20 protein-coding genes are annotated in these 18,976 nt (G+C 39.4%); 13 read left to right on the forward strand and 7 right to left on the reverse strand.

Annotated features, from left to right (window positions below):
* Window positions 1-33 precede the first annotated feature (33 nt).
* From R2Q66_RS11565 to R2Q66_RS11575, 3 genes are all read right to left on the reverse strand, one after another.
* Window positions 34-1,512, reverse strand: coding sequence for a DUF4833 domain-containing protein (locus R2Q66_RS11565; protein ID WP_316749036.1), 1,479 nt, complete (start codon window positions 1,510-1,512; stop codon window positions 34-36).
* A gap of 42 nt (window positions 1,513-1,554) precedes the next feature.
* Entirely contained in the window at window positions 1,555-2,817 is a 1,263-nt protein-coding gene (locus R2Q66_RS11570; RefSeq protein ID WP_316749038.1) for a hypothetical protein, read from the reverse strand.
* A gap of 62 nt (window positions 2,818-2,879) precedes the next feature.
* Window positions 2,880-4,106, reverse strand: a complete 1,227-nt coding sequence (locus R2Q66_RS11575; RefSeq protein ID WP_316749040.1) for a multidrug effflux MFS transporter — start codon at window positions 4,104-4,106, stop codon at window positions 2,880-2,882.
* A 220-nt stretch (window positions 4,107-4,326) separates the two neighbouring features.
* On the opposite strand from R2Q66_RS11575, the gene R2Q66_RS11580 reads away from it, so the two are divergent.
* From R2Q66_RS11580 to R2Q66_RS11620, 9 genes are all read left to right on the forward strand, one after another.
* Complete coding sequence (locus R2Q66_RS11580) at window positions 4,327-4,893, forward strand: helix-turn-helix transcriptional regulator (RefSeq protein WP_316749042.1); 567 nt, start codon at window positions 4,327-4,329, stop codon at window positions 4,891-4,893.
* 64 nt (window positions 4,894-4,957) lie between these two features.
* Window positions 4,958-5,653 (forward strand): HAD family hydrolase, encoded by a 696-nt coding sequence (locus R2Q66_RS11585; protein WP_316749044.1) that lies wholly within the window; start codon window positions 4,958-4,960, stop codon window positions 5,651-5,653.
* Window positions 5,650-6,486: a phosphoribosyltransferase family protein gene (locus R2Q66_RS11590; RefSeq protein ID WP_316749046.1), complete on the forward strand. Its 837-nt coding sequence runs from the start codon at window positions 5,650-5,652 to the stop codon at window positions 6,484-6,486. Before R2Q66_RS11585 ends, R2Q66_RS11590 begins: the two co-directional genes overlap by 4 nt.
* A 715-nt stretch (window positions 6,487-7,201) precedes the next feature.
* Complete coding sequence (locus R2Q66_RS11595) at window positions 7,202-7,756, forward strand: TerD family protein (protein ID WP_316749048.1); 555 nt, start codon at window positions 7,202-7,204, stop codon at window positions 7,754-7,756.
* Between the two features lie 6 nt (window positions 7,757-7,762).
* Window positions 7,763-8,377: a TerD family protein gene (locus R2Q66_RS11600; RefSeq protein ID WP_265839827.1), complete on the forward strand. Its 615-nt coding sequence runs from the start codon at window positions 7,763-7,765 to the stop codon at window positions 8,375-8,377.
* A 32-nt stretch (window positions 8,378-8,409) separates the two neighbouring features.
* Window positions 8,410-9,513: a toxic anion resistance protein gene (locus tag R2Q66_RS11605; protein ID WP_316749054.1), complete on the forward strand. Its 1,104-nt coding sequence runs from the start codon at window positions 8,410-8,412 to the stop codon at window positions 9,511-9,513.
* An 8-nt stretch (window positions 9,514-9,521) separates the two neighbouring features.
* Entirely contained in the window at window positions 9,522-10,484 is a 963-nt protein-coding gene (locus R2Q66_RS11610) for a hypothetical protein (protein WP_316749056.1), read from the forward strand.
* A gap of 36 nt (window positions 10,485-10,520) precedes the next feature.
* Window positions 10,521-11,510 (forward strand): TerC/Alx family metal homeostasis membrane protein, encoded by a 990-nt coding sequence (locus R2Q66_RS11615; RefSeq protein WP_316749058.1) that lies wholly within the window; start codon window positions 10,521-10,523, stop codon window positions 11,508-11,510.
* 104 nt (window positions 11,511-11,614) lie between these two features.
* The gene (locus R2Q66_RS11620; protein WP_316749060.1) at window positions 11,615-11,977 is read left to right on the forward strand and encodes a hypothetical protein; all 363 of its coding nucleotides are present in this window, start codon (window positions 11,615-11,617) and stop codon (window positions 11,975-11,977) included.
* 78 nt (window positions 11,978-12,055) lie between these two features.
* On the opposite strand, the gene R2Q66_RS11625 is transcribed toward R2Q66_RS11620, so the two are convergent.
* From R2Q66_RS11625 to R2Q66_RS11640, 4 genes are all read right to left on the reverse strand, one after another.
* Window positions 12,056-13,387 carry an OmpA family protein gene (locus R2Q66_RS11625; RefSeq protein WP_316749062.1) on the reverse strand — a complete coding sequence of 444 codons (1,332 nt, stop codon included), beginning with the start codon at window positions 13,385-13,387 and terminating at the stop codon, window positions 12,056-12,058.
* 203 nt (window positions 13,388-13,590) lie between these two features.
* A complete protein-coding gene (locus tag R2Q66_RS11630) occupies window positions 13,591-14,979 on the reverse strand; it encodes an MBL fold metallo-hydrolase (RefSeq protein WP_316749064.1) in 1,389 nt (462 codons plus the stop codon).
* Window positions 14,980-15,015: 36 nt separating this feature from the next.
* The gene (locus R2Q66_RS11635; protein ID WP_316749066.1) at window positions 15,016-15,864 is read right to left on the reverse strand and encodes an SDR family oxidoreductase; all 849 of its coding nucleotides are present in this window, start codon (window positions 15,862-15,864) and stop codon (window positions 15,016-15,018) included.
* A 66-nt stretch (window positions 15,865-15,930) separates the two neighbouring features.
* Window positions 15,931-16,137 carry a cold-shock protein gene (locus tag R2Q66_RS11640; RefSeq protein WP_062548063.1) on the reverse strand — a complete coding sequence of 69 codons (207 nt, stop codon included), beginning with the start codon at window positions 16,135-16,137 and terminating at the stop codon, window positions 15,931-15,933.
* A 291-nt stretch (window positions 16,138-16,428) separates the two neighbouring features.
* Here R2Q66_RS11640 and R2Q66_RS11645 point away from each other — a divergent pair, with 291 nt between their 5' ends.
* From R2Q66_RS11645 to R2Q66_RS11660, 4 genes are all read left to right on the forward strand, one after another.
* Entirely contained in the window at window positions 16,429-16,635 is a 207-nt protein-coding gene (locus R2Q66_RS11645) for a hypothetical protein (protein ID WP_316749069.1), read from the forward strand.
* Between the two features lie 276 nt (window positions 16,636-16,911).
* Entirely contained in the window at window positions 16,912-17,280 is a 369-nt protein-coding gene (locus tag R2Q66_RS11650; protein WP_316749071.1) for a hypothetical protein, read from the forward strand.
* Between the two features lie 88 nt (window positions 17,281-17,368).
* Window positions 17,369-17,872, forward strand: coding sequence for a response regulator (locus tag R2Q66_RS11655; protein WP_316749073.1), 504 nt, complete (start codon window positions 17,369-17,371; stop codon window positions 17,870-17,872).
* The gene (locus tag R2Q66_RS11660; protein WP_316749075.1) at window positions 17,872-18,948 is read left to right on the forward strand and encodes a sugar transferase; all 1,077 of its coding nucleotides are present in this window, start codon (window positions 17,872-17,874) and stop codon (window positions 18,946-18,948) included. The genes R2Q66_RS11655 and R2Q66_RS11660 overlap by 1 nt, the downstream gene beginning before the upstream one ends.
* The last annotated feature ends 28 nt before the right edge of the window (window positions 18,949-18,976 follow it).

Raw genomic sequence — 18,976 nt, forward strand, 5'->3', positions numbered from 1 at the left:
TTTTACTTATATCAGGGCATAAAAGCCAAATGTTTAAAGGTCAATTCTTTTGAGCATTTCAATTCCTGTTTCAGAATTAGTCGTGATCAGATCAATGTAAACGACTTTTGGAAACCAGAAGGAACCTCCTTTAACTTTTACAAATACCCGTTTTAATAGATGATTTCGTCCCTCATCCTTAATATAGATATGGTATTGCTGGTCGTTTTCTGATTTAATCAGGTACATGGGAAGCTTCTGATAGGCCGCCAGCCGGATTTCATAAACCTCATTTCCCAGGGCTTTTGATTTTACACCATAAGCGAATTTCTGTTCTATAGTAGTTAGTGGTTTTAATCGTCCCTGCTCTTCATATCTGATCCAGGAGCCCTTAACAGGTGCTTTGGGGTCTAGTTGCCCGTCTTCTTTAAAATTAAGCTCATAAACCACTGTATTCGCGTCCGGCGTTCTTTGCAGAAAGAACAATAGATTTTTTCCATTGGGAACGGGTAGGGGCTGTGCATCTACTACCTGCGTCAGTAAGAGCATAATCATCAATACAATGGCCGTTGCTTTGGAATGGATTTCTTTAGCCGGTGTTACCTGCTGATCCTTATTCAATTTATGTCGGTATATTTTCCCCGGACTGGCGAAAATGAAAAATAAACATTCTCTAAGGCCATCACTTCCTTTCACATCTTTCAACATATCCCGGTATTCCTGGAAATTCAGGGAAAAAGGGTTCGTTTTGTTTTCAATCGGTGTGGTGAGCCCATAAACCGGTTGCTCTTCTTCATATTGAAAAGTGCCAAATAAATGATCCCAGATCATCAAAGTAGCCCCGAAATTCTTATCCAGATATTTCTCCTGACTGCCATGGTGTACACGATGGTTGGAGGGGGTTCCGAAATACTTCTCAAAAAATGGCTGCAACTTCCCGATTGCTTCGGTGTGCACCCAGAATTGATAAAGTGTACTCAGCTGACTGGCGACTAAAAAGATCACCGGATGAAAACCCATTAGTGCCACAGGAATAAAGAACACGGTTTTGAAATGTTGCAGCCAGCTTTGGCGAAAAGCAACCGTCAGGTTATAATGTTCTGCAGAATGATGGACTACATGAGTTGCCCAAAAGAAGCGGTTAAAATGGGAAGTCCGATGCGACCAGTAACTACAGAAATCGTAGAGGATGAAGCAAGGAATTAAAGTCCACCAGTTCATTTCCATACGCCATGGCAAGAGGTTATAAATCCAGATTGCAGCATAAATCAACACGACTTTCATCAGAATATTGACCAGTAAATTCCCTAGTCCGACCAGCAATGAACCGATCGTTTCTTCTTTTTCATAGGTTTTATGTGCCCCAAAGTGCGACAGGAGAAATTCGATTAGCGCAAGTGTAAATACTGCGGGTAGCGCGTAAGCAATCAGATTAGGAGCCTGTTCCTGCATCAGATAACTGTCTGCGAAGTCAATTTTTGCTGCCCCAAATACAGGGAGTAATTCGATCCATTCGGTAGTTAGGGTTGCCATAGGTATGGGATTAAAAGATAAAGGGGATAGGAAATGAAAAGATTAGAATATTACCTGGATTCCTCCGGAATAACCTAAATACAAAGCCTGGAAGTCATGCCCACGATCACTCCAGGTATGTATGTATTGCTTGTGGAGGTTCCTGCCTTCAGTGGTATTGGTGCTTAGGAAATTAAGGGATGGCCCGGCAAATAATTCCAGGTGATTTCCGATTCTTAAAGCGGGTAAAATGCGGAGCGATGATTTAAAATATTCTCCTGTTTTGAAACTTTCTAATACACTTCCTGTTAGTTCTGTGTTGAGTCGGAAGGAAGAACTTTGAAACCAATGGGCACCTAAACCGACTTCCATAGCATAAACTTCTTTCTTGTTTTTGAGGTTGTATCCGATGCCGATCATACCATAGGTAACTTTTCCTCCCGAGCGGAAAGAAAGCATGGAAGTCTGCGTTTCATCCAGGGTTAAGCTGATGCTTTTTTCTCCTTTTTTTACCAGGTTGATGATCCCGATAGGGTAGTCGCTGCTATCGGCAATATTGATAAAACCGGCTGCTTGTACACCTTTTACTTTTTTGGCGATATTGATGAATCCGGCAAATTGGGAACCTTTTACATCTTCCGCTTTATTGATAAAGCCGGCTAACTGTGAAGCAGACACATTTTTCCCGGCAATATTGAGGAAACCTGCAAGTTGTGAACCCTGAACTGAATTGGCTTTATTTAAGAAACCAGCGAACTGTGCACCTTTGACGTCTTTCGCAATATTGAGGAAACCTGCAAATTGAACTCCATTGATATTTCCTTTGGAAACATTCGCAAATCCGGCAAAGGCAGCGCCATCACCTTTCCCGTAAGTATTTAGAAATCCGGCGAATTGTACGCCTGTCGCCTTTTTACCAATGTGATTGGAGAACAGGGCAATTTGTGTTCCTGTTGCTTCATTTCTGATAATATTTGAAAAGCCTGCGAAACTGAATCCATTTTCAACGGAAGAGGTACCTGCGAGTAAATGAAAAGAGAAATTGTTGGTGTCTAAAGGGGCATGTTTTCCATTGCTGCTCAATGGGTAAGTTAATCCGATATGGGTTTTTCCAAGCCCTTTTTCGATCGTTTGAATTGTGCGGTTAACATGTTTCATCGCAAAACTGCTACTGTCACCGGGGTTAGCACGATTCGTCTCCGAACGGCTTTTATTGTTCGCAGTTTCACTTTGCGCAAAACCGCTTATTCCTGAAAGTAACAATCCGCTAAGGGCGAGAGCCTGGTAGCTTGTTTTTAATGTTTTGTGGTAGTTGGGAGTCCTCATTTTTGTCTGATTTTGAAATGAGACAACGTAATGAGGCTTTACCCCTACGACCTTTTGAAAAATTAATGAATAAAAGCGGAAGCGTCTTTACTTTCCTCGATTTGAACCATAATATTTCTCCTTCCAATCACCAGAATCATCAAGGCGATGATGGTGGTTCCGGTCATGATGGCAACCATAGGAACCGCCGATTTTACCTCAAACATACTCACGCCAAAGGAGGCTAAAGCACCCAGACCCATTTGTACCGCACCCATCAAGGCAGATGCACTACCCGCATTTTTGCTGAATGGTGCAAGCGATAAAGCGGAGGTATTCGGGTTGGTTAAGCCCAGACAAGATAGGAATAAGAAAAGTAAAAGAACGGTTTCTGTAAGGCCAAACCAGTTATTGATGCTACCCAACAGGAAAAATAAGACGATCACTACCTGGGTACTTAGCGCGGCAAAAATCACTTGTTCGCTTTTGTATTTCCTCAATAAAAAGGTGTTGATCTGGCTGGAGCCGATTAAACCTGTAGCTAGTAAAGCGAAAATCCAGCCATAGCCTTCTTCCGACACTTGAAAAATATCGATAAAAACCAGTGGTGAACCCGAGATGTAAGCGAACAATCCGGAGAAAGCCAGGGCACCGGTAAAAGCATAGGTATAAAATTGTGGCTCTTTGAGTACCGAAAGAAAGTTTTTGAGAATAGGGAGTGGTTTCAGAGAAAGGCTGGTGTCAGGTTTATAACTATCCGGCAGCCAAAGCCAGCTGGCGATCAGATTCAGTACCCCTAAACCCATCAAAATGATGAATACAGAGTGCCATCCCCAGGCCACCGTTACATAGCCACCCAAAGTAGGGGCGATCATTGGAGAAACGCCTACTACAAGCATCAGTAAGGCGAAAACTTTAGCATTTTCTTTTACCGGAAAAAGGTCTCTGACCATGGCAATCGAGGCCACTGCGGCGGCACAACTACCAATTGCCTGTAGGAAACGCAGAATAATCAGGGCATCCAGACTACTAGCAAACACACAAAATGCGGAAGCAATAATATAAACCAGTAATCCGATATACAAGGGCTTTTTTCTGCCAAAACGGTCTAATAAAGGGCCGTAAAGAAGTTGTCCCGCGGAAATTCCGATAAAATAACTGGAAAGTGATAACGATACTTTAAGCACAGTTGTATTCAGATCTTTGGCAATGGCCGGAAATCCAGGAAGGTACATGTCGATTGAAAAGGGGCCTAACGCGGTTAGGGAGCCTAATAGTACAATCAGGAGGAAGTATTTTTGTTTTGTCATTAGATTTTGCAAATATAGGAATTGTACTTTTGGCATCCGCCGGAATCGGTCGTTTTCTCCGGGAATTCGTCGTTTTACCTCAACATATCTTCAGTTTTATCAAAACATAATCTTTAGCATTTCGTTTTTAATTATATAAGTTTTAAGCAGGATTTTGTAAGTCCGGCGAAAGGAAATTCCTTATTTTTGTATTTGCATAAACCTCCTGAGAGATAGAATTATGATGTTATACGTAAAAAACATGGTCTGTGAACGTTGTGTGATGATTGTTCGTCAGCAATTGGAGCAGCTTCATTTCGAAGTAAAAGACATCAGCTTAGGTAAGGTAGAGGTGGCTCCGGATCCTAATCCCACTCAATTGCAGGACATATCGGCAACGATGCAATTGCTGGGTTTTGAACTGATGGATAAGGGGAAAGATCAGCTGGTAGAGCAGGTGAAGAATAAGGTGATTGAGCTGGTTCATTATTCGGATCTGAATGAAATTAATCAAAGCCTGATCACCATGATTGCAGAGCGTCTGGATAAGGACTATGCCTATCTGAGTCGGTTGTTTTCTGACGTAGAAGGGATTACGATCGAGAAGTATATCATTCAACAGAAAATCGAAAAGGTAAAAGAACTCCTGGAATATGGAGAGCTAAATCTGAACGAAATTGCTTATAAAATGGGATACAGCAGCAGCGCACACCTTTCTGCACAGTTTAAATCGGTTACCGGTTTGAGCCCCAGTAAATATAAAGACTCCAGTGCTAACCAGCGAAAACCATTAGATAAAATCAAATAAGCGATGCGGAATTTGTAACATTACTTCGCTAAATATATTCTAAACTGGAAATTTAAACACACAGATGCCTTTTTATAAACACTATTCATTTGATCTTTGGCTGACCTTGATCAAGTCCAATCCTGCTTTTAAAACGGAGCGGACGAAATATTTTCATGCCCGGTTTAATTCCAAAAAGAAAACTATTGAGGAAGTCGCTTTAGTTTTTAGACAGGTGGACTTAATGGTGAATGCCATCAATGAAAAAACGGGTAAGAACATTGATGCTGATGAAATGTATCTGATGGTGATCAGTATGATCAATGATTATTCAACGGATTTTCAGGAGGTAGATACCGAAGCATTGTATCTGGAAATGGAGACCCTGTTGTTAAATAACATGCCTTTGTTATATAATCCAGAAACTTTTACCGTGTTAACCGCACTGAAATCATCCGGACTGAGTACGGTAAATGTGTTAAGCAATACCGGCTTTATCAAAGGAAAAACCTTAAGAAAAGTATTGTCAAATCTGAACTTGTCGGACTTATTGGATTTTCAATTATACTCTGATGAACTGCGTTTGTCTAAACCTAATCCAGAATTTTTTAAACTGATGCTGAACACGATTGACCCGGTTAAACACCCGGAAATCGGACTTCATGAAGTCATCCATGTAGGTGACAACCCCATTGCGGATGTAAAAGGGGCGAAAGCGATGGGAATCCATACCCTGCTGATCAATTCAAATGACTTATTAATTTCACATTTACTTTCATGATTCCATATACCTACTCCCTGCACAAAATAAATGACCAGGTTAATTTCGGCTTCTCAGCCGATGATTACAGTCGCTTTAAATTCGGTGATGATCTGGTATCTAAGTCTTTCGGAAAAGATCTGGCTGATGGTTTTATCAAATATTATCTGCAAGAGAACTTGATTACAGAACAGATTGTAGTCATTTCCAGTCCTTATTGTTTCATTCCTACAGCAACTTTTGCAATGAAAAACGCATTTGTTTCTCAATTGAACCGTTGGTTGGTTGCGCATGGTGGATTGGTCGTTCAGGAAGCTAAAGTACACCGAACCATCACTTATAAAGAGGATTACGGGGGATTAAGTGCGGAAGAAAGAATGAAACTGATTGGAAATGATTCTTTTCATATCGATAAAGACTTTTTAGCAGGTAAAACATTGCTTTTTCTGGATGATATCAAAATTACGGGAAGTCATGAGCGGATGATCCTGAAAATGGTGAAAGAATATGGTCTTAAAAACGATATTCATATGCTTTATTTTGCGGAATTGGTGAATAAAGATATTCATCCGAATATTGAAAATCAGCTAAACTATCATTTGGTGAAATCTATTTTTCACCTGGATGAGATCATTAAAGGCGGAAACTTTGCGGTAAACACGAGGATTGTAAAATATATTCTGAATAGTGATTTTGAAGATTTCAGCATTTTCATCGATAGACAAACTGCGGAATTCAAGAACAACTTGTATGATTTATCATTGGGCAATAGTTACCATACGATTCCATCTTATGAAGGAAATCTAAATCATTTGAAAAATCAGTTACAGCAGCAGCCTTATACGGTAAGCTAAAAAGGTTTTTAAGTTGAGAAAGAAACTCCTGCAAGAAAATGCAGGAGTTTTTTGTGTTTCAGGGAGGGGAGTATTGCGGTTGGCTTCCGGATAGAAAGCGCCGTTTGTGATTTTATGGAAGCTCAACTTTGCTTTCAGGAAAACTTAAAGCTGCGTCCGGAATACGCTCGGAATGCGTTCGGATTGTGTTCAGATTTTCTTAATCTCTGATAGGTCGTTGATTAATGGTTGATAGGTCCTTGATAGGTCTAAATGACCTTTCAACCATGATTCAAGGATCAATTAAATATGGGGGAAATACGACTACAATCTGAACGCATTCCGGACGCAGCCCGAAGGAAAGATGAAAGGAACAAGATCGAAACATCGGGTAAGGAGCGAAGGAGCCAGGCTTGAGAGCCAAATCCTGATAATTGACTGTATTAACCTGGAATTTGCTGCAAAATCGGGAATACTAAGTCAGCAATAAGGACCCTGAAATCCCAGGCAAAAAGCAATTGTCATCCGATCTTCAAATAGGAGGGGATCAGCGGATAAAAAACACGATTTTTACATTAAAAAGCTAGTTTATTACCCGAAAAATTGATATTTTGCAGGTACTGATGAAGCGGCTGATTTTGCTAAACGAAATTTGTAATCGTACAGATTTCAAAGCGGAAACCGAGGCTGGGACCAGTATTGTTAATTATTGATTATAATTTAAAATTGATGAAATATGGCAATTAACTTGCAAAAAGGACAAAGGGAGAATATTGATGCTCCTAAATTTACGATCGGACTTGGATGGGATACCAATAGTTCTACTACAGGTACAGCATTTGATTTAGATGCTTCCATTTTTATGTTAGATGATCAAAAGAAATTAGTGTCGGATCAAAATCTGGTATTTTACAACAACCTGGTTTCTCCTGATGGTTCTGTAGAACACACAGGTGACAACTTAACAGGTGATGGAGATGGCGATGATGAGCAAATCAAGATTGATTTGACCAAAATAGATCCTAAAGTAAATGAGATTTGCGTTGTGGTAACGATTCATGATGCAGAAGGCAGAAAACAGAATTTCGGTCAGGTTAGAAATTCTTTTGTACGTATTTTTGATGCCGCTACAAATGAAGTAATTTTAAAATACGAACTGGAAGAAGATTTCTCTATTGAAACTGCGGTAGAATTCGGTAGAATTTACAAACGTGAAGGAAAATGGAAATTCGAAGCAGTAGGAATGGGAATGAAAGGTGGTTTACAGGATTATTTAAATAAATATCAATAAGAAATTATGGCAATTAATCTTCAAAAAGGACAGCGTATCAGTCTTGAAAAGAGTAACGGAAGCAAGCTTCAAAATATTTGTGTAGGAATTAACTGGGGTGCCATTGAGAAAAAAGGCATGTTTGGTTTTGGTAAAACAAAAGAAGCAGTAGATTTGGATGCAAGTTGTGCCTTGTATAATGAGAAAAAACAACTGGTAGATGTGATCTATTTCGGTAGTTTGAAATCTAAAGACGGCGCAGTAAAACACAGTGGTGACGATTTAACCGGCGATATGGGTGGTGATGATGGTTTAGATAATGAGGTAATTACTTTAGATTTTACCCAGCTTAACCCATCTGTTGACTATGTGGCATTTGTATTAAATAGCTTTAGAGGTCATGATTTTGGAACCATTCCTTTCGCATCTATCCGTATTTACGAAGGAAACCCAAAACAGGTAAGAGAAGTATTTGCAACTTATGATATCGCAAATGGCGCAGGTTTTGCTGGTCATGTATCTATGGTGCTAGGTGTATTCTATAAGAAAAACGGAGAGTGGAAATTCAACGCAATCGGAGAGCCTACCAAAGACAAGAAATTAGAAGAAACTGTAAATACAGTAACACAAAGCTATCTTTAGAATCTAAAGGCAAAGGAACATTTTATTGAATTATGGAAATAACCCCGAATAATACCCAAAGCCTGACTCCGGTTCCGGTAAAACTGGATAAAGATGGAAATGTAGATTTAACAACCATCACACCGGAAGAGGTGAGAAAATATAGTGAGATTAATAAATCATTACAGCCTTCTGACGTTAATTCTATCCTGAATTATGGGGTAGAAGCGCAAAATTCTATGGAGAAATACAGTAATGATTTTTTATCATCTGTAAGAACTCAGAATAGCGGCGAAGTTGGTGGATTGATTAATGAATTACTAAGCGAGCTTAATTATATTGATGTTTCTGAACTGGAACAGAGTGGTTTTAAATCTTTCATTTCAAAAATCCCTTTCCTAAAGAATCTGGTAGTTGATGTTAAGAAACTATTTCAAAAATATGATGTGGTGGTCAATAATATTGACAAAATCACCAATAAGATTAAGGCTGGGCGCTTAAATTCGATCAAGGACAACAGCTCATTGCAAACGATGTTTGATAACAATGTGGCGTATATCCACCAGATGGAAGAACTGATTATTTCGGGTCAACTGAAATATGAAGAACTGAAACAGAAATTGACGGAAATGGAAGCCAATCCTGCTGATTATCAGGATTATGAAATCGCTGATTTAAGAGATTTCATCACCAGATTAGACAGACGTTTAGCTGATATGAAAATTGTCCGCTTTATCATGTTACAGTCGCTGGCCCAAATCAGAGTCGTGCAGAATAACAATACTTCTATCGCTGAAAAAGCACAGTCGATTGTTTCTACCACCATTCCGGTATGGAAAAACCAACTGACCATTGCAGTCGCTTTACAAAGGCAAAAAGCCAATGTAGAGATGCAGAAGAAAATTTCTGATACCACCAACACCATTCTGCAGAAGAACGCAGAAATGCTGAAACAGAATAGTATCGACGTGGCCAGAGAAAATGAAAAAACAGTAGTATCATTAGATACGCTGAAAATGACTACGCAATCGTTGATCGAAACCTTGAATGAGGTGAAGAAAATTCATGAAGAAGGAGAGCAGAGCAGAAGAGTGTTGGATGGAGAATTGAAAACTCTGGAAACTGAATTGAAGAAAAACGTGACCCGCGTTAATTAAAAAAATCGATGGATGACCGCCGTAATTATATTTTAAAAGAATCCCGCACAGAGATCAGCCGTTTACAGCTGCTCTCTGTGTTTTTTGAGGAAGAAGCGGTTTATAAAATTTACCTGCGTAGCCAGGTCATTCATCAGTTGTTTGAGCAGAATGAAGAGTTGGATATTGATAAACTGGAGCTATTTCATGTCCAGTTTACCTCCAGTGTTATTGAGCTGCTCAGAAAAATCAAGAAAAATAATGAAAAGAATGTCAGCCTGATCTATGATGAAATAGAGCTGAATAAGGAGCTGATCGAACGGATGAGTAATTCGGTCTTTACGGACCGGAATTTCAAGCTGGACAAGCAGAAACAGGCCTTAAAGATCAATTTATCCTTAAGGAAGTTGTTCGAAGTGTTGTCTGAGCTGAGTACCGATTTTCCTTTTTCAAAAAATATCAATTCATTTAGCTCCAGGTATGCTAAAGACTTTTATTACAACATTACTCCTGATCAGTTGAGTGAACTGATTCAATACGATCCGAAAGATGTGTATCTAAACATACATGCAACTATCGAAAAGAAATTAATGGGCACCCTTTGTAAGTATGATTTTAAAACGGAGTTCTTCTGCGGATTAAAATCAGGACAAATGATCATTGAGGTCTATAAGTTTGTAGAAGTTGACCGTTATTTTCTCTTTTTCCCCAACAGGAATCTCTTCCTGTTTTGCGATATGGAGGTTTTAAAGGATATGGACTGGACCAATAATCTATCGGAAAAGGAAAAGATGATTCAGGAGCTTTCTTACAAGAACGATAAGCTGGAAAGTAGCGCTGCGGCCCTTAAAACCTATATCCCAAAAGAGATTATCGATCTGCTCGAAGAGAATTACCTGAAAATTTCAGACCTGGATTTCCTGGAACATTTGAATAACTTCGATGTACAGGCTAATATTTTAAAAGCAATGCTGAAAACAGATCTTTTTTAGCATTTTTTACACAGTAAATAAAACAATAATTAAAACATGGATAATAATTTGATTAATCACCCAGGTGTAATCATCGGGTTTGCAATACTAGTCGTCGTGATGCTATTGCTGGATTTGGGCGTTTTTAATAAGAAGGTACATGCCGTAAGCAGCAAAGAAGCTGCAATATGGTCTGTTGTATGGATTACTTTATCTATGGCTTTTAGTGGAGTGATTTATGCAACCTCCGGATTTGAGAAATTCACACAATTTCAATCGGCCTACTGGATTGAGAAGGCTTTATCAGTCGATAATCTCTTCGTCTTTATTCTGGTATTCGGTTTCTTTAAAGTACCAAAAGAATTACACCATAAAGTGTTGTTCTGGGGTATCATCGGTGCGTTATTGTTCCGCGCGATCTTCATTTTTGCTGGTGTAGGATTGATTAACTTAACCTACCTACCTGAAATGACGATATTCGGAGAAGTAGTGAAAATCAATGTGATTCTGTTAATCTTTGGTATCTTCTTAATCTATGCAGGTATCAAATCATGGGTGGCAGATGACGATGATGATGAAGAAAAAGACTTTAGCAAAAGTGCTGGTGCACGTTTGATCTACAAGTTCTTCAAAGTAAGCAAGGAATTTGATGGTGCAAAGTTTTTCACTGTTGAAAACGGAATTAGAGTAGCTACACCATTATTGGTAGTTGTTGCGGTAATTGAGTTTACAGATTTACTTTTCGCAGTAGATTCAATCCCTGCGATTTTCGCCATTGCTCCTGATGATCCACTAATCTTATATACGTCTAACATTTTTGCGATCCTGGGTTTAAGAGCCCTGTATTTCCTGTTGGCGAATTTTATTCACATGTTCAGCTTGCTGAAATACGGATTGGCCATTATCTTAGCCTTTATCGGGGTTAAAATGGTAATTGCTCCGTTCTATCACATCTCTTCACCATTATCATTGTCGATTGTAGGTGGAGTATTGATCCTGGCAGTAATTGCTTCCATCATTTTTGTGCCGAAAGAAAAAGCAGCATAATAGTTTAGTAATTGCTCCGCAGGAGCGGATTAGAAAAGGCCCGGGTTGTTAAAACTCAGGCCTTTTCTGGTTTAAATCTTAACTTTGTCCATAAATCAATAATTATGCAACATTCTTTAACGATCAATCTTCCCGAAGAATTCCGGACTTTGTATGCGGCCAATCCCGAAACCGCGTTGCTTAAATTGCTGGACATGCAGAAAGAACCTTTAGCATTGATGATTCAAGGCTATCATGCCAGGGAAAAAGTACGTCATGTTAATTTCATTGCAGATAGTCTGGAATTGGAGGGAACAGGGAAGGGGAGCTTCAGTGTAAGCTATCAGCTGGAAGAATATAATGTTTGTAGTGCCATCGACCGTACCGATATGGAACGTATGAAACTGACATTTACCCTGGATCAGGCTATTCAGACAATGAAAATATCAGGTGTGTTTATACCGGAACGCGAACCGGATTCTTTTTAAAGCACCGTAACCACTGGATTTTGCTCATAAAAAAAACCGGCAATTACTTGCCGGCTTCTTACTTATGAATTGATTAAACTAGAATAAATTAAATTCAACTCTACGGTTAGCCTGACGACCAGCAGCAGTTTTGTTAGTTGCAATCGGACGAGCCGGACCGTAACCTACCGCTTCAATACGTGCAGGGTTTGCACCTTGTGCTACTAAATAATCTTTTACTGCTTCTGCTCTTTCTTTCGATAAACGCATGTTTAAGGCATTAGAACCAGTGTTATCAGTATAACCAGCTAATTTAAGGCTGAAGTTTTTCTCTACTAATAGCGCTGCAACACGGTTTAATGTAGGGAAAGATTTTTCACGGATTGTCGCTTTTCCTAAATCAAATTCTAAGTTTTTAATCGCTTCAGCAACAACCTTACGGTCAGCTTCTGTGATGATTACTTTTTCTCTGATAATGGTAGCCGGAGCAACTAATGGACATCCTGAACCATCAACAACTACACCTGATGTTGTACCAGGACATTTGTCAAATTTGTTCGCTACACCATCTTTATCATCATCACCCATTTCTTTAGCATAAACTTCTCTATCTCTCTCGATTTTCTGTTCAGCAGTAGATAAAGCACTTCTTAATGCTGCACTTTCTTCTGCACTTTCGTTACGTAAGTTTGCTAATGAACTATAGTTTTGTAATTGTGGTTTTGATTTGCTACCCAATGCAAATTCGATACCTGCATGTCCGTAAGAGAATTTATCAAACGTTCCGGTATTGTAGCCATCAAATTCAGCTGTTTTTGTGAAGTTCACATCATAACCGAAGTCTAAGTTAATACCTTTAGCGATACCAAGTTTGAAACCTGCACCTACAGGGATGAAATAACCGTCTTTGTAGTGGTTTTGTTCTGTAAGTGTACCATCAGTAACTTTAGCGCCTGAAGACATGTAACCCGCACCAGCTTTAACGTAAGGGATCAGGACTGCATTTTCGTTGTTGATGCTGATGTTAGCCAGGTTGTAAACTGCTGTTAAAGCTGCCGACCATTCCAGATGCGTTTCAAAAGCAGTGTTGCTACCTAAATATTTACCACCAGTAAGACCCGGGTTTAAGGCGCCTGATCCTTTTACCTTTCCGGCAAGGAAATCAGCTTGTAAACCTAAAGCAGGAAGGATTTGTTTTTTGATGTATCCACCGTATCCTAAAGCTTCTCTCGCGCTATTAAAATCACGATCATTACCATTGAAAATAGTGTTTGAGCTTAGTATACCTGCATGACCACCTATTGACCAGGTGCGGAACTCTTTTTTCCCGAAGCGTCCTGCTGCATCAGGGTTTGTATCTTGTGCGAATAATTGCGATGATGCACCCAATAGGGTCACTACCATTGCGGCTTTTGTAATTTTGGATTTCATATTCTTTTCAATTAGGTATTTGCGTTCTTTTAGTATTATTGAACTACAATCCCCCTTGAAATAATCTTGCCAAACAACTATTAGCGCTTAAAATCCTATGAATACATTAATAATGAGTGAGTTATTGATTTCTTGATAACGTATTAAATTTCAACCTATCCCGATCAACGCTCAGATTTAGTGTATAGTATTTAATACAGAAATTATAAATCGAAGACTTCTCCGAGCTCAGGAATACTGACTTTATAGTCGATTTCCCGCAGGGCTTCTGCCAGACTTTGCGTGCTTTTATCTTCGCCATGTACCAGAAATACTTGTTTTAGTTTGGAAGGATCCTGTTGTTTTACCGTATTGACGAGATCTTTGTGATCGCCATGACCACTCAAAAGATCTGTTTTCTGAATGGTAGCATAGACCATTAATTCCCGGTTTCTCAGTCTAACGATAGAATCTCCACGGAGTAAACGGTGGCCCAGCGTCCCTTTGGAGCAATACCCAATGAATAGGATCGTGCAATAATAGTTTTGTATGTTATAATATAGATGGTCTTGTATCCTTCCGCCTTCCAGCATGCCTGCCGAAGAGATAATAATACAAGGCTCATGATAATTCGAAATGGAAATACTCTCGCGTTTATCATGAACATAGGAGAGTCCCTCAAATTCAAACTGATCACCCTGGTGTTTGTAGAAATCCTGAGCCTCCTGATTCAGTAAATGATAATGTTTGCGGTATATTGTAGTCGCAGATTCGGCTAGTGGACTATCTACAAATATTTTCACGTAAGGAAGTAAGCCCTTACTAAAGATCTGATTTAAGGCAAATACCAGCGACTGGGTTCTGCCGATACTAAAGGCAGGAATGATCAGGCGGCCTGGATTTTTGATACAAGATTCCTGAATCGTTTCAATTAGTTTCTGCTCCAGACTCATTTCTGAGCTGTGTAGCCTTCCGCCATAAGTAGATTCTGAAACGAGGTAATCTACTTCAGGGATCGGTTCAGGATCTCCCAATACCGGGTAGTTGCTGCGGCCAATATCACCGGTGAAGGCTATCTTTTTAGTGATTCCCTCATCCTGTACCGTTAAAACAACAGCTGCGGCACCCAGAAGGTGGCCAACAGGGATGAACTCCAGGGATACTTCCGGATTAATGCGGAAGTTTTTATGGAAATTAACGGTTACAAACCTGTCCACCGTATCCATAACATGTTTATGCAGGTAAAGTGGCTGCGGACCCGGTCCTCTTTTTTTACGGCCTCTGCCGGATTTTGTCTGTTTATTGATAAAAATGTTAACAGAATCGAGTAAAAGTAATTCTGTAAGGTCAGCAGTAGGTGGAGTGCAGAGAATCTGTCCTTCAAAACCCATCCTGATTAGGGTAGGGAGATTCCCGGAATGATCAATATGTGCATGGGTAAGGATCACGACATCTATAGATCCCGGATCAAAAGGAAAATACTGATTCTCTTCCTGATAGGTGTCTTTCTCATAATCCAGACCACAATCTACGAGTATTTTGTAATCCGCTAATTCCAGCAGATGCATGCTCCCTGTTACCTGTCTTGCTGCTCCCCAAATGGTCAATTTCATATTTCCGCTCTTGCTTAAATGCAGCAATATATCAATTTAAAAGCGATCAGTATCCATCCATTTTGAAAAATCAGCGATCCGGTATTCGTAATGGAAGGCGGAATTGGCCGGTAAACCGGAAACAATTTTCCATTTTAACAGCTGATCCTGGAAAGATGGTAATGGAAGTTGTGATTGCTGTGCAGCTTTGACGTAGAATTCCTGTTTACTGGGATGGTCCGGACTACAGACATTGTAAATCTGCCCGAATGCGTCCTGTTGAATGAGTGCCAGCGTAAATTCTACGCAGTCTTCCTGGTGCACCAGGTTTACCGGAGCCTGGCCGTTAGGAATGTCCTGCTTCCCGGCAAAGAACCTTCCCGGATTTCTTCCCGGACCGATCAGTCCGGCAAAACGGAGTATGGTGGTCGAAAAGGAAGTGTTGGCGGATAATAATTGCTCGGTTTCCAGCATTGCTTTCCCGGATGGTGTATCAGGCATGGTTTTGCTGGATACGCTGGTTTCCCCGTTAGATTCCCCATAAACTGCGGTGGAACTAATGAAAATAACCTGTGGTACTTTAGCTGCTTGTGCTAGCCTGGCGATCTTTTGGATTTTCCCTGAAAAAGAGGCTTGTTCTGAGGTGTTTCTTTTTGGGGGTATGGCAATGACTAAAATATCGGTATTGAAGAAATCCGGATTACTTGTATCTCCCTGCTCTTGAAAATCAAGAAGGAAGGGTTGGATGCCCATGGAAGAAAGAATTTCGACTTTCTCGGGACTGGTTGTTGAGCCTTTTACGGAATAACCTTCGGCTAAAAGGCGTTTGGCCAGTGCCAATCCGTACCAGCCACAACCAAGAATGCTGATGGTCTGTTGTTTTATAGGTGTCAAATTACTTTGCATGGTCTATTATAAATAAAAAAAGGGGTAATGCCTGAGCATACCCCCTTTATAAAATGAATGTAAAGACTAAAGAACGGTTACGTTAGAAGCCTCAGGACCTTTTTTTCCTTCATTCAATTCAAATTCTACGCTGTCTCCTTCATTCAATTCTCTGAATGAATCTCCTGCAATCGCAGAAAAATGTACGAAAATATCTTTTCCTCCATCTTCTGGAGTTATAAATCCAAATCCTTTTGCAGAATTAAACCATTTAACTTTTCCTGTTGTACGCATATTCTTATATATATATTTCGATGTGAAAATAATGAATTGAACATTAATATCAAAATCTTAAAATCAGGGTGGAGGATAATTTAAATTTAGGAAATTTTATTTTGTTAAAACCTATATTACAGCTACTTGTTAATTTATCCGGACTAATATCTACTTTAGGTATGTTTTAACTGGATTTCAAGGCAATAGGATTGCCAGTGTGGAATGTGCTTAAATCCCGCCTGCCAGGGCTTAAACTTTTTACAGGGCAGGCTTTCCGGAAAATTAAAGAATAATAAAAACGATATCAGGATGAATTACAAGAAAAACAGACTTCTCAGCAGAATTTATGAAGAAAAGAACAATCTTGGACTGGATGCCGATGGCTCCTCTGAGGATTTTTCGTTTAACAGCTATCTGAATAGCGACCATGAGCGGATTTCGGGGAATCCCGATGGCGAAAATGACCTTAGATATCCGAATTCGCCAGCCGAACCAAGTCCCTTGATGGACAAATAAAATGCCTCAAAAATGCACCGTAGAGGCTGGTTTGGCGGTGTAACACCTATTATTTGAGCGGGATAAGTTGTAGAAAAATGCCCACAATGGGGCCTTTATTGGGAAAATAAACTACCTATAGCTGTTGTTTATGAGATCATCAATTATATTTTTAATATCGAAAATACCGCTCAGTATGCTTACATCTAAGTTTATTGCTTTATTTTGAAGTTCATTTTGTCAAAATACAGGTCTGGCTTGGTTTTTTCCTTTAATATCTCATAAAACTACAGGAAAATGAGGGCATTATATCCATTATTGTTATTAGTTACGCTGTTTCTGGGTAGCTGTAAAAAGGAGGGCGTAGAAGCTGAAAGCCCTGTAGTTTTAAAGAATGCAGGACTCTTAAGAGTGGAATGTAATAAATGTGTGATTAACTACCAGGTCAATGGTAAGAATTATGAAGTAAGGGTCGACCGGGGAAGTGATGATATCGCTTTTTACTATGCGAATGGCTTTAACCTGATCACCACATTGCTTTCTAAAGAGGAGCAAAAGATCAGACTTTTAGTGATGGATTCTTCTGGAAGAGTGGTTTCTAATGAGCTGAAAGACTGGACGGAAGGTGAAAGTCGGATGCAAACCTTCGTGATCAAAATAAAATAACTGAGCTGATAGGAATATGAAGTATAGTAATTACTGCTTTTTTTAAACCAACGCAAGTTTAATTAAAGTTTTAACTAGAAAAAGCATTATGTTTACAGATAAAATCAGTAACAAGAACAGTACAGCCAGATCCTCTGAAACAGATCATTCTCCATATTTGGATAAATTTTTGTTGTGGAGTTCAGGTAAGACGCACACTAAAGAATACATGGAAAGTAAAACAGCTCACAAGAAAAGTATATTAATTGTTGATGATGAACTTAGTATTCTCAAATTGTTGAGTTTTATCTTAGCCGCAGATTACGATTTAATCATTAAAAAAAGTGGAATAGAAGCGATTGCCTGGTTGGAAGAAGGGAATGATCCTGATTTGATTATCTCTGATTTGATGATGCCTTATTTTGATGGCAGCTCCCTGATCAGGAACCTGAAAATCAGTGGATTCTATAGAAATACCCCGGTCATCTTATTGTCCGGTGCCGAAGATCTTGCTGAAAAAGTAAAAAATATGCCGTTTAAAATAGACAGTTATATGGAAAAACCTTTTAATCCGGCTACATTAAAAACTCAAATTGCTCAACTTATCGCATAATGAACACGTCTACAATTAATCGTCCTCAAATAAATGCTAAGATTGTGCATTTTGGGAAACTTCTTAAAAGTGTAATTGCCGAGGAGTTTGATGCCAATGTGGAGCAGATGGACGATCCTGAGGATTTTAGAAGATACCTGGATCAACAATCATTGTTGACCTTGCCGGATATTATTTTAATTGAGGTAGATGACAATAAGAATTGCTTTGATCAGATTAGAGAAATTAAGAAAAATCCACTGCTCCAGGGATTGATTATTGTATTGCTCGGGATCAAAGAAGATAGGAGCTGGAGAAAGAAAGCACTGGAGCTAAAGGTGAACGATTATTATACTTATCCATTTCCTTTGGAAGATTTCTGTGAAAGACTTAATTTTTTAGTTAAATTTAAGCTAATCAAACCTAAATTGATGGAGCTTTCTCAACAGGTAGAAGTAGAGTACCAGACACCCTTCGCTAAACGCGCTTTTGACGTGGTTGCATCGGGTATGGCACTATTGGTTCTATTCCCCTTGTTTATCATCGTAGCCATTTTAATCCGCCTGGAATCTAAAGGACCAGTAATTTATAAGAGTAAAAGGGTAGGTGCAGGATATCGCATCTTTGATTTTTATAAATTCAGATCGATGAGAAGTGATGCCGATAAAATGCTCGATTCTATCGCTAATCTGAACCAATATGCCAATGAATCTGATAAAAAGAACGGTAAAGCCGCTTTTGTGAAATTTAAAGACGATCCTAGAATTACCAAACTAGGCGCTTTTTTAAGGAAAACAAGTATCGACGAGCTGCCACAACTGATCAATGTTTTCATTGGAGATATGTCGCTGGTAGGGAACCGCCCGCTGCCGCTATATGAAGCAGAACAGTTGACAACCAATGAATGGTCTACCCGATTTCTGGGCCCAGCAGGTTTAACCGGCCTATGGCAAATCAGTAAAAGAGGGAAGAAAGATATGTCTGAAACAGAGCGTAAAGAGTTGGATAACTATTACGCAGACAATTATTCGATCTTATTGGACCTTAAGATTATATTGAAAACAATCCCTGCCTTGATTCAAAAGGAAGAAGTATAACCCGAAATAAACCAGTTAAAAAAATATA

The organism is Pedobacter gandavensis, assembly GCF_032677645.1.
GTDB lineage: Bacteria > Bacteroidota > Bacteroidia > Sphingobacteriales > Sphingobacteriaceae > Pedobacter > Pedobacter gandavensis_A.

What these genes read in the sequence shown, in the direction of transcription:
- R2Q66_RS11650 (WP_316749071.1), top strand. Translation starts at nt 16,912, where the DNA reads ATGAGGGCATTATATCCATTATTGTTATTAGTTACGCTGTTTCTGGGT.
- R2Q66_RS11605 (WP_316749054.1), top strand. Translation starts at nt 8,410, where the DNA reads ATGGAAATAACCCCGAATAATACCCAAAGCCTGACTCCGGTTCCGGTA.
- R2Q66_RS11635 (WP_316749066.1), bottom strand. Translation starts at nt 15,864, where the DNA reads ATGCAAAGTAATTTGACACCTATAAAACAACAGACCATCAGCATTCTT.
- R2Q66_RS11615 (WP_316749058.1), top strand. Translation starts at nt 10,521, where the DNA reads ATGGATAATAATTTGATTAATCACCCAGGTGTAATCATCGGGTTTGCA.
- R2Q66_RS11575 (WP_316749040.1), bottom strand. Translation starts at nt 4,106, where the DNA reads ATGACAAAACAAAAATACTTCCTCCTGATTGTACTATTAGGCTCCCTA.
- R2Q66_RS11630 (WP_316749064.1), bottom strand. Translation starts at nt 14,979, where the DNA reads ATGAAATTGACCATTTGGGGAGCAGCAAGACAGGTAACAGGGAGCATG.
- R2Q66_RS11595 (WP_316749048.1), top strand. Translation starts at nt 7,202, where the DNA reads ATGGCAATTAACTTGCAAAAAGGACAAAGGGAGAATATTGATGCTCCT.
- R2Q66_RS11600 (WP_265839827.1), top strand. Translation starts at nt 7,763, where the DNA reads ATGGCAATTAATCTTCAAAAAGGACAGCGTATCAGTCTTGAAAAGAGT.
- R2Q66_RS11660 (WP_316749075.1), top strand. Translation starts at nt 17,872, where the DNA reads ATGAACACGTCTACAATTAATCGTCCTCAAATAAATGCTAAGATTGTG.
- R2Q66_RS11565 (WP_316749036.1), bottom strand. Translation starts at nt 1,512, where the DNA reads ATGGCAACCCTAACTACCGAATGGATCGAATTACTCCCTGTATTTGGG.
- R2Q66_RS11570 (WP_316749038.1), bottom strand. Translation starts at nt 2,817, where the DNA reads ATGAGGACTCCCAACTACCACAAAACATTAAAAACAAGCTACCAGGCT.
- R2Q66_RS11625 (WP_316749062.1), bottom strand. Translation starts at nt 13,387, where the DNA reads ATGAAATCCAAAATTACAAAAGCCGCAATGGTAGTGACCCTATTGGGT.
- R2Q66_RS11610 (WP_316749056.1), top strand. Translation starts at nt 9,522, where the DNA reads ATGGATGACCGCCGTAATTATATTTTAAAAGAATCCCGCACAGAGATC.
- R2Q66_RS11640 (WP_062548063.1), bottom strand. Translation starts at nt 16,137, where the DNA reads ATGCGTACAACAGGAAAAGTTAAATGGTTTAATTCTGCAAAAGGATTT.
- R2Q66_RS11645 (WP_316749069.1), top strand. Translation starts at nt 16,429, where the DNA reads ATGAATTACAAGAAAAACAGACTTCTCAGCAGAATTTATGAAGAAAAG.
- R2Q66_RS11655 (WP_316749073.1), top strand. Translation starts at nt 17,369, where the DNA reads ATGTTTACAGATAAAATCAGTAACAAGAACAGTACAGCCAGATCCTCT.
- R2Q66_RS11585 (WP_316749044.1), top strand. Translation starts at nt 4,958, where the DNA reads ATGCCTTTTTATAAACACTATTCATTTGATCTTTGGCTGACCTTGATC.
- R2Q66_RS11620 (WP_316749060.1), top strand. Translation starts at nt 11,615, where the DNA reads ATGCAACATTCTTTAACGATCAATCTTCCCGAAGAATTCCGGACTTTG.
- R2Q66_RS11590 (WP_316749046.1), top strand. Translation starts at nt 5,650, where the DNA reads ATGATTCCATATACCTACTCCCTGCACAAAATAAATGACCAGGTTAAT.
- R2Q66_RS11580 (WP_316749042.1), top strand. Translation starts at nt 4,327, where the DNA reads ATGATGTTATACGTAAAAAACATGGTCTGTGAACGTTGTGTGATGATT.